At 66.5% G+C, this 8434-nt stretch carries 8 protein-coding genes; 3 read left to right on the top strand and 5 right to left on the bottom strand.

The window, feature by feature from the left end:
- Positions 1 to 297: outer membrane beta-barrel protein (locus tag AC1DW4_RS09060; protein ID WP_477016909.1), on the bottom strand; the 297-nt coding region annotated here is incomplete at its 3' end.
- A gap of 199 nt (positions 298 to 496) precedes the next feature.
- On the opposite strand from AC1DW4_RS09060, the gene AC1DW4_RS09055 reads away from it, so the two are divergent.
- Together AC1DW4_RS09055 and AC1DW4_RS09050 are read left to right on the top strand one after the other, a co-directional pair.
- Entirely contained in the window at positions 497 to 1402 is a 906-nt protein-coding gene (locus AC1DW4_RS09055) for an SDR family NAD(P)-dependent oxidoreductase (protein ID WP_477016908.1), read from the top strand.
- A 235-nt stretch (positions 1403 to 1637) separates the two neighbouring features.
- Positions 1638 to 2840, top strand: coding sequence for an acetyl-CoA C-acyltransferase (locus tag AC1DW4_RS09050; protein WP_477016907.1), 1203 nt, complete (start codon positions 1638 to 1640; stop codon positions 2838 to 2840).
- Here the strand turns inward: AC1DW4_RS09050 and AC1DW4_RS09045 are convergent.
- A complete protein-coding gene (locus AC1DW4_RS09045; protein WP_477016906.1) occupies positions 2834 to 3535 on the bottom strand; it encodes a helix-turn-helix transcriptional regulator in 702 nt (233 codons plus the stop codon). The genes AC1DW4_RS09050 and AC1DW4_RS09045 overlap by 7 nt on opposite strands.
- 176 nt (positions 3536 to 3711) lie before the next feature.
- On the opposite strand from AC1DW4_RS09045, the gene AC1DW4_RS09040 reads away from it, so the two are divergent.
- On the top strand, positions 3712 to 4326 hold the full coding sequence (locus AC1DW4_RS09040) for a glutathione S-transferase family protein (protein WP_477016905.1): 615 nt from the start codon (positions 3712 to 3714) through the stop codon (positions 4324 to 4326).
- A gap of 6 nt (positions 4327 to 4332) precedes the next feature.
- On the opposite strand, the gene AC1DW4_RS09035 is transcribed toward AC1DW4_RS09040, so the two are convergent.
- The 3 genes from AC1DW4_RS09035 to otsB form a co-directional block, all read right to left on the bottom strand.
- Positions 4333 to 5757: an alpha,alpha-trehalose-phosphate synthase (UDP-forming) gene (locus tag AC1DW4_RS09035; RefSeq protein ID WP_477016934.1), complete on the bottom strand. Its 1425-nt coding sequence runs from the start codon at positions 5755 to 5757 to the stop codon at positions 4333 to 4335.
- Positions 5758 to 5854: 97 nt separating this feature from the next.
- Positions 5855 to 7657 carry a glycoside hydrolase family 15 protein gene (locus AC1DW4_RS09030; RefSeq protein ID WP_477016904.1) on the bottom strand — a complete coding sequence of 601 codons (1803 nt, stop codon included), beginning with the start codon at positions 7655 to 7657 and terminating at the stop codon, positions 5855 to 5857.
- A complete protein-coding gene (gene otsB, locus AC1DW4_RS09025; protein ID WP_477016903.1) occupies positions 7654 to 8427 on the bottom strand; it encodes a trehalose-phosphatase in 774 nt (257 codons plus the stop codon). Before otsB ends, AC1DW4_RS09030 begins: the two co-directional genes overlap by 4 nt.
- Between the last annotated feature and the right edge of the window lie 7 nt (positions 8428 to 8434).

The raw sequence follows: 8434 nt of genomic DNA, 5'->3' as shown, positions 1-8434 counted from the left end.
GATGCCGTTCGGACCCGACACCGCGCGAACGCGGCCGATGTCGCCCGAGCGATAGCCGCCCTCCAGCTCGACGCGCCAGTTGGCGTCGAAACGGTAGCCCAGACGCGCAAACGCCGCCCAGCCGTCGTTCACTTCAAAGTTGAAGTTGTTGCCCGTCACCGAAGACTCGGCGTTGATGTCGTCGATGACGTGGTACCCGGCGTCTACCGCCCCATACCAACCATCCGGCTCAGCCGATGCAGCACCAGCGGCCAAAAGCCCCATCGCTGCGACGCTGGCGAGAAGTTTCAGCTTCATGTCAGTCCTCATTATATATGTTGATGCCCTAGGGCCACGCTTACACGCGACACTCGGGAAGCCGAACGGCATAGTGCGGTGCGGGTTCCACATTCCGGTTCGCAATGTGGCGACTGTGGCGCCGTTTCAACACATATCCCCCCCTTGGCGAAACGCGACAGCCTGATAACAGGTTTCCGGAACGGGGAGTGTTTCAGCCATGGCTATTCGGTTTGACGGCAAGGTGGCGATCGTCACGGGCGCAGGTGGCGGTCTGGGACGCGAACACGCGCTCGCGCTCGCGGCCCGGGGAGCCCGGGTGGTCGTCAACGATCTGGGTGTCGCGCGGGACGGGTCGGGCTCCTCCCACAGCCCGGCGGAGGCCGTGGTGGCCGAGATCACGGCCATGGGCGGCGAGGCCATGGCCAACGGCGCTTCGGTCACCGACTTCGACGCGGTCAAGGCGATGGTGGCCGAAGCGACCGCGCGGTGGGGCGCGGTCGACATCCTGGTGAACAACGCCGGGGTGCTGCGCGACAAATCCTTTGCCAAGATGGAGATCGAGGACTTTCGCTTCGTCGTCGACGTGCACCTTATGGGCGCGGTCAACTGCACCAAGGCCGTCTGGGACGGCATGCGAGAGCGCAACCATGGCCGGATCGTGATGACGACCTCCTCGTCGGGCCTCTATGGCAACTTCGGCCAGGCCAACTATGGGGCGGCGAAGATGGCGCTGGTCGGTTTCATGCAGACCCTGGCCATCGAGGGGGCCAAGAACGACATCCGGGTCAACTGCCTGGCCCCGACGGCGCACACGCGCATGACCGAGGATCTGGGCGCCGCCCTTCCGCTGGAGGCTCTGGGCCCGGAACTGGTGTCGCCGGGGCTGATCTATCTGGTCAGCCAGGACGCGCCGACGCGCTGCATTCTGGCGGCGGGCGCGGGAGGGTTCGAGCGCGCCTATGTCACGATCACGCAGGGTGACTATATCACCGGCCCGGACGCTGCTGACCAGGTCGCCGCGCGGTTCGACGCCATATCGGATCGGGCCGGGGAGATCGTGCCGGAGATGGGCGCGGCGCAGGGCATGATCGAACTGACCAAGGCGCAGAAGGCGCATTCCTGAAGAGGGCGGCTGACGCCTCAGCGCCCGCGGTCGGCTCGCGGAGCCTCACGGCTCGAGGCGCGGTGTGGGGGCAAATCGGCCGATAAGGTAACGCATCGGTGCTTGCCTTGCCGTGGGGGCAGGTGCGTAGTCTGCGTCACCCTCACCCGCACCCAGAAGGCGGGGACAGAATGGAAACCCGGCTCAAGCCGCGAGCGACCGCGTCGCGAGCGATAGCCCCCTAAGGAAGAATGCCATGCGTGAAGCCGTCATCGTCTCCACCGCCCGGACCCCGATCGGGCGCGCCTATCGCGGGGCGTTCAACGACACGGCGCCCCAGCAACTGGGGGCTCACGCCGTGAAGCATGCGGTCGCGCGCGCCGGTGTCGATCCGGCCGAGATCGAGGACGTCGTGATGGGCGCGGCCCTGCAGCAGGGCGGAACCGGCACCAATGTCGCGCGCCAGATCGCCCTGGCGGCCGGTTTTCCTTCGTCGGTGCCCGGCATGACGCTGGACCGCCAGTGCGCGTCGGGCCTGATGGGGATCGCCACGGCGGCAAAACAGGTGCTGTTCGACCAGCAGAAGATGGCGGTCGGCGGCGGTCTGGAATCGATCTCCCTGGTCCAGAACCAGCACATGAACCTGTACCGGATGAAGGACGAGGCGCTGCTTAAAGCTTCGCCCCACATCTATATGTCGATGCTGGAGACGGCCGAGATCGTCTCAGCCCGTTACGGCATCAGCCGCGACCGCCAGGATGAATACGCCCTGCAATCCCAGCAGCGCACGGCCGCCGCCCAGGAGGCGGGCCGGTTCGACGCCGAGATCGTGCCGATGACCACGACCATGCAGGTCGTGGACAAGGCCACGGGTCAGGCCTCTGCAAAGGAAATCACGCTTTCGAAAGACGAAGGCAACCGGCCCGAGACCACCCTCGACGGCCTCAAATCCCTCAAGCCGGTCTTCGGCGGCGGCGAGGAGATTCAGCAGGGCGAGTTCATCACGGCCGGCAACGCGTCCCAGCTTTCGGACGGGGCCTCGGCCTCGGTGATCATGGAGGCGGGCGAGGCGGTGCGGCACAACCTGTCGCCGCTCGGTGCCTATCGCGGCATGGTGGTGGCGGGTTGCGAGCCCGACGAGATGGGCATCGGCCCGGTCTATGCGGTGCCCAGGCTGCTGAAGCGCCATGGGCTGACGGTCGACGATATCGGCATCTGGGAGCTGAACGAGGCGTTCGCGTCGCAGGTCCTGTATTGCGCCGACACGCTGGGTCTTCCGATGGACCGGCTGAATGTGTCCGGCGGGGCCATCTCGATCGGCCACCCTTACGGGATGTCGGGCGCGCGGATGACCGGCCATGTGCTGATCGAGGGCAAGCGGCGCGGCGCGAAATACGGCGTCGTCACCATGTGCATCGGCGGCGGCATGGGGGCGGCGGGCCTGTTCGAAATCTACTGATCCGGCACGCCGTACTGGGCTTTCAGATAGGCCCGCCAGCGGGCGCGCAAGGCGGCGGGCCGGGCGGGATAGCGGTCGTCGAGCACCTCGGCGGACAGCATCCGGTCGGTCCGGAACATGCGGAAGTCGTCGCGGGTCTCGCACCAGGCGGCGACGATCCGCGTGGTCTCGCGATAGGCGACCTGGAACGGCCATACGGTGCGGTGGGTCTCGACCTCGCGTTCGTCGCGATAATGCAGCGCGACCTTGCGCGCGCCGTGGATCGCGCCCCGCATGGCCGCCATATCGATGGCCTCTGGCAAGACGTTCCAGCCCCCGAAGCTGGCCAGGGCCGGTTCCAGCACCACGGGGCGCAGGCGTTCGGGCACGGTCGCCGCGATCTTGGCGATCAGATCGCGCGCGGCGCGGGCCAGGGCGGGATCTCCCCTGCCCGCCACCCACTGGGCCCCCAGCACGGCCGCCTCGATCTCGTCGGACGTCAGCATGAGGGGCGGCATGTCGAAGCCGCTGTCGAGGACGTAGCCGATCCCCGCCTCTCCCCGGATCGGCACACGCTGGCCGACCAGGGCGGCGATATCGCGATAGACGCTGCGTTTGGAGGTCTCCAGTTCGGTCGCGATCGACTCAGCGGTCAGCGGCTTTCCGCTGCGCCGTAGCAGTTGGACGATCTGAAAAAGCCTGTCCGCGCGTCTCATCGTTCCAAGGTGGGCTAATGCTTGACGCACGGCGTCTCGCTGCTTGAGCCCAAACTCCGTTGTTGCTGGCAGACATCCTGATCCACCGCTGCTGACAGCATGCTGGCAGCAGGGTGGCGGTAGTCAACGCCTTGTGGCCGGGGCGCTTCGCCGGGTCGTTGGATGGGAGAGAATTCATGCTGACTCTGTTTCATGCGCCGCAGTCGCGCTCGTCGAGAATCGTTTGGCTGGTCGAGGAACTCGGCGCCGACGTGCGGATCGAATATTGCGCGATCGCCTACCGGCAAGGCCAGAAAGTCGGTGAGCCCGATCCCCGCAATCCCCATCCGGACGGAAAAGTCCCGGCCCTGACGCATGACGGTGTCGTCATCACCGAGTCGGCCGCAGTGGCTCTCTATCTGACGGACCTCTTTCCCGAGGCGGGCCTGGGGGCACCCGTCGGATCTCGGGAACGAGGGGCCTATCTGACCTGGCTGACCTGGGCAGTGGGGGAACTGGAGCCGGCGATGTGGGCCAGGATGATGGGCCAAACCGAAACGGATGCCTTCGCGCGGGCACGATACGATGCGGCGATGGAGCGGCTGACCGAGGCGTTATGGGCCGGGCCGTGGCTGATGGGGGAACGCTTCACCGCCGTGGATGTGATGATCGGCGCGACCCTTGGCTGGGGCCGCCAGCATCTGCCGGACAATGCGGTGTTCGACGCCTATGAGGCCCGCCTGGCCGAGCGACCGGCCAAGCACAGGGCAGACTCGCGCGACGGTGAGGTCAGGACGCTGTCGGCCGCCTGAGCCAGGTCAGGCGGCGTCGGCGCGTCCGTGGAAGGGCGCGTCGCCGTCTCCGACGATCTCGACCCCATTCAGGGCATCGACATAGGTGTCGCGCCAGATACCGACGTCGGTGTCGCGCACCACCTGCATCAGGGCCTGCCATTTCCGCACCCGCTCGGACAGGGGCATGATCAGGGCCTTCTTGATGGCGTCGGCCACCTCCTCGCGACTGAACGGGTTGACCAGCAGGGCCTCGCCCATCTGTTCGGCGGCCCCGGCGAAGCGCGACAGGATAAGCACGCCGGGATCGTCCGGGTTCTGTGCGGCCACATATTCCTTGGCCACAAGGTTCATCCCATCGCGCAAGGGCGTGACCAGACAGACGCGGGCGGCGCGATAGATGCCCGCCAGCTGATCGCGGCGATAGCTGCGGTTCAGATAGCGGATGGGCTGCCAGTCCATGTCGGCATATTCGCCGTTGATGCGGCCCGCCAGGGCGTCGAGCCGGGCGCGGATATCCTGATAGCTGTCGACGCCGTCGCGGCTGATCGGGGTGACCTGGACCAGGAAGACCCCGCCACGCATGTCGGCGTTGTCATGCAGGAACTGCTCGTAGCCGAGCATCCGTTCTTCGAGACCCTTGGAATAATCAAGCCGATCGACCCCCACCATCATCGAACGGAAGACCGACGATGCGGCCATACGGTCGTAGGTCTTCAGACCCGCAGGGGAATCGCGCGCGGCCATGAAGCCTTCCACGTCGATGCCGATGGGGAAGGTGCCGATCTGGACCCGCCGTCCGAAGCATTCGAGCCCGCCATAGCCCGCCAGCTCGCCCCCGGCTTCGGAGATCACATAGTCCCGGAACAGGTCCAGCCATTCCTGGGTCTGGAACCCGATCAGATCATAGGCGAACAGAGATTCCACCAGCCGCCGATGGTGCGGCAGGGTCACCAGCAACTGACGCGCCGGCCAGGGCGTATGCAGAAAGAATCCAATCCGGTTGGTGATCCCCAGACGCCGAAGATCCCGGGCGATCGGTATCAGGTGATAGTCGTGGATCCAGATGATGTCGCCCGGCTGGATCAGCGGAGCCAGAACCTCGGCGAAGCGGGCGTTCACCCGCTCGTAGCCCTCGCCGTAGGACCGCTCGTAAGCGGTCAGGTCGACCCGGTGATGAAACAGCGGCCACAGCGTCTTGTTGGCGTAGCCGTTATAGTATTCCTCGACGTCCTGGGCTTCCAGATCGACCAGGGCGACGGCGACGCCGGCACGGTCCTCGATCTTCAGCTCGCCGGTGAACTGCGGGACGGTCTCTCCCGACCAGCCGAACCACAGGCCTTCGTATTTGCGAAGCGCGGCGGACAGGGCCATGGCCAGGCCCCCCGCCGACCCCGCAGCCGGATCGGTGGGGGCCGAGACGCGGTTGGAGACGACGATCAGACGAGACATGGCAGCGACAACGCTCAAGCTGGAACTCGGCTGCAACGCAACTTCGTGATCGCGGGCCGGGTTGACAACCTTTCGACGCAATCAGGCCGGGTCTGGCTCAACGCACATCGGTCCACGACCGGCTGAGCAGGACCGCGCAGTTGATGATGCCGACCAGGGAATAGGTCTGCGGATAATTGCCCCACAGCTCGTCGTCGCCCAGGGAAATGTCCTCGCTGAGCAGTCCCGCGTGGGTACGGCGGGACAGCATCTGATCGAAAATCTCGCGGGCCTCTTCGTCGCGGCCGTTCTGATGCAGGGCCTCGATGAACCAGAAGGTGCAGAAGTTGAATGCGGTCTCGGGCTCCCCGAAATCATCCGGCTCGACGTACCGGAACAGATAGGGCCCCTTCTTCAGGTCGCGCTCGATGGCGTCGAAGGTCGCGATCTGGCGCGGATCGGTGGGGCTTAGAAAGCCCAGATCGACCAGTTGCAGCAGCGATGCGTCCAGCTCCTTGCCGCCGAAGCTGGCCCCGAACCGGCCCTCTTCCGGGACGAAGGCCTCCGCCTCGATCCGGGCACGGATGGTGGCGGCGCGCTCGGTCCAGACCGCGACGCGGCTGTCGAGACCCAGTCGATCGGCCGCCTTGGCCAGTCGGTCGCATGCGGCCCAGCACATGACCGAGGAATAGGTGTGGACCCGCGCGATGGTCCGGAACTCCCACAGCCCTGCATCGACCTGATCGTGCATCGCGAAGGCGCGTTCGCCGACCTTCTCCAGAGCATAGAAGTCGTCGATCGTGCCGGGGCGCAGCAGGCGGCTGTCGTAGAAGCTCTGCACCAAGGGAAGGACAATCTGTCCGTACACGTCGTGCTGCAGATGCTCGCGGGCCTGATTGCCGACCCGCACAGGCTCCATGCCGCGATAGCCGGCGACGGACGTCACGATCCGCTCGTCGATGTCCTCTTCCAGCCCGACGCCGTAAACGGGCTGGACGTGGCCACCCGCAGACTGATCGACGAGGTTGCGCAGATAGACCAGATAGTTTTCCAGGATATCGACCGCCCCAAGACGGTTCAGCGCCCGCACGGTGTAATAGGCGTCGCGCACCCAGCAGTAGCGATAATCCCAGTTGCGGCCGCTCTCTGGGAACTCGGGCACCGAGGTCGTCATCGCCGCGACGATGGCCCCCGTCTCCTCGTAGACGCAGAGCTTCAGCGTGATGGCGGCGCGAATGACCGCGTCCTGATAATCCAGCGGAATGTAGAGGGTCCGGACCCAGTCGCGCCAGTAGGCGGCCGTCCGCTCCAGCGTCGCTCCGATGCCGGGCCCGACCTCCTGATCGTAGCCCTCGTCCGGGCCCAGGAAGAAGTGCAGCGGGGACTCGAGCCGGAAGACCCGCTCATCGAGGACATGAGATACCGGGCAGTCGGTCGTCAGGCGAAGGGTGATGTCCGTACACAGATAGCGGATGTGATTGGACCCGGAGGTCACCTCGGCCCGGCGCGCGCCCCAGTCGGTGGACGGGCGCAGGCGCACGCGGATCCGAGGCGTTCCCGAGAGCGGGCGCACGATGCGCGCGAAGGCCAGGGGGCGATAGGTGCGCGCATGTTTGGCATGACGCGGGGCGAAGTCGATAATCTCGACCGAGGAGCCGTCGCCCGCCGTCAGCACGGTACGAAGGACGGGCGTATTGCGCACATAGGCCTGATCGACGTGCTTCAGGTCTTCCAGTTGGATGGCCCAGAAGCCATGCTCCGGCGTCTCGCCGTCCATCAGGGCCGAAAAGACCGGATCACCATCGACCCGGGGCGCGCAGGCCCATACGAAACGTCCCTGGCGGTCGATCAGGGCCGAGATGGCGCAGTTACCGATCGGCGCGAGGTCCAGCGAAGGACGCGGGGGAATGGGATCGTTCATGCGGCCCGGGGCTCCAACGCCATGGCTTCGAGCCAGGTCAGAACCGCATCGACGTCGGCCAGGCCGTAGCGGGCCGCCGTCTGGCGCGCAGGGCCCACCAGAATGCCGAAACCGCCGAGGGCTTCAGCGGCCTCGAAGCCCGCCTCGTCCGTCAGGTCGTCGCCGGCCATGACAGGCGTCGAGGTGGCGAACCCGGGTTCGCCCATGAAGGCCGTCAACGCCGTGCCCTTGTCGGCGCCGGGTGTCTTGAGCTCCACCACCAGCTTTCCCGGCTGGATGACCAGGGCTGCCCGCTCGGCCCATGCCTGGGCCAGGGCCGTCACCTCGGCCTCCGCCTGCGGCGCGCTGCGGTAGTGCAGGCCGGCGGAGACGCCCTTGTCTTCGACGATCATGCCGGGATGATCTTCGGCGAAGGCGCGAAAGGCCGCGACGGCCCCGGCCACTCCGGCCGAGGGCTGGATCGCCACGATCGAGCCGTCCCGGCGCCGGCGCTGTAGCCCGTGCACGCCCGCTGCGGAACGCGCGGCACCGTCGGCGATCCGATCGATTTCATTGAGAGTTCGCCCGCTGATGACGGCGAGGCGACCTTCAAGCGCGCGGTCCAGCGCGAGCAACACCCGTGTGCGCCGCGGATCAGCCAGGACCGCATCGGGCGTGTCGGCCAACGGTGCCAGGACCCCATCAAGGTCCAGAAAGAGAGCCAGTTTGTCCACCGCGCAGACGGGTGGAGGCGGCAGACAAGGGATGAGCGTTCCGGCGTTCGACGGCATTCTGTCC

It is taken from the genome of Brevundimonas sp. P2_A6 (assembly GCF_056404975.1).
The sequence above is the reverse complement of the archived record's forward strand: the minus strand, read 5'-3'. Positions and strand labels throughout refer to the sequence as shown.

Coding starts and splice junctions, on each gene's coding strand:
- AC1DW4_RS09055 (WP_477016908.1), top strand. CDS start 497: ATGGCTATTCGGTTTGACGGCAAGGTGGCGATCGTCACGGGCGCAGGT.
- AC1DW4_RS09050 (WP_477016907.1), top strand. CDS start 1,638: ATGCGTGAAGCCGTCATCGTCTCCACCGCCCGGACCCCGATCGGGCGC.
- AC1DW4_RS09045 (WP_477016906.1), bottom strand. CDS start 3,535: ATGAGACGCGCGGACAGGCTTTTTCAGATCGTCCAACTGCTACGGCGC.
- AC1DW4_RS09040 (WP_477016905.1), top strand. CDS start 3,712: ATGCTGACTCTGTTTCATGCGCCGCAGTCGCGCTCGTCGAGAATCGTT.
- AC1DW4_RS09035 (WP_477016934.1), bottom strand. CDS start 5,757: ATGTCTCGTCTGATCGTCGTCTCCAACCGCGTCTCGGCCCCCACCGAT.
- AC1DW4_RS09030 (WP_477016904.1), bottom strand. CDS start 7,657: ATGAACGATCCCATTCCCCCGCGTCCTTCGCTGGACCTCGCGCCGATC.
- otsB (WP_477016903.1), bottom strand. CDS start 8,427: ATGCCGTCGAACGCCGGAACGCTCATCCCTTGTCTGCCGCCTCCACCC.